Raw genomic sequence first — 530 nt, 5'->3', positions numbered from 1 at the left:
TGTGGGGGGGGAGGACGGGACACCCGGAAGTCTTCCCTGACGAACCCGGGCGGGTGTTCGCCCCTGCTGTCAAGGCCGCGATCGAGAGGGCCCACAGAGCGTACCGATTCCCGGGTGGGGTGCTGCCCTGGACCTTCCTGGTCCGTCAGGCGGGGGGAATCGCTCGGGCCGAGGAGCGGAGGGAATCCGGCGGTTGGCTGTCCGAGGTGCCGGACGAGCAGGACGGGCGGATCCTCTGCATCAACTGCGACAGCTCGGGGGGATTCCCGATTCGGTTCGACCAGCCGGTGGAACCCGGTCACGTCGTGCAGGCATCGCTGCGGACCGGCCTTTCCCCGGCCGAGGTCCGGCGGCGACTGGAGGCATTTCGGGTGACGGTCGAGGAGTTCGGCTTTCCCGTGGCCTTGGACGAGGAGATGCTGAAGTGGCTGAGCCTCGGCTGCACCGGCCACGGTCCCTGGTTGTGCCTCGGCAGGATGTTGTCACCCCCGCAGCCGCTCCCAGCTCACCGTGAATGGCGTGTCCCCCCT

General features: G+C 68.9%; 1 protein-coding gene. It reads left to right on the top strand.

Translation table 11 applies throughout. The features are described 5' to 3' along the window. Positions 1 to 119: 119 nt before the first annotated feature. A partial coding sequence (locus ABD323_RS45175) for a wHTH domain-containing protein (RefSeq protein ID WP_344447746.1) occupies positions 120 to 530 on the top strand: 411 nt, incomplete at its 3' end.

The sequence above is a fragment of the Kitasatospora nipponensis genome (assembly GCF_039528135.1).
Classification (GTDB): domain Bacteria; phylum Actinomycetota; class Actinomycetes; order Streptomycetales; family Streptomycetaceae; genus Kitasatospora; species Kitasatospora nipponensis.
Note: the sequence above shows the minus strand (reverse complement) of the source record. Positions and strands in the feature narration are given on the sequence as shown.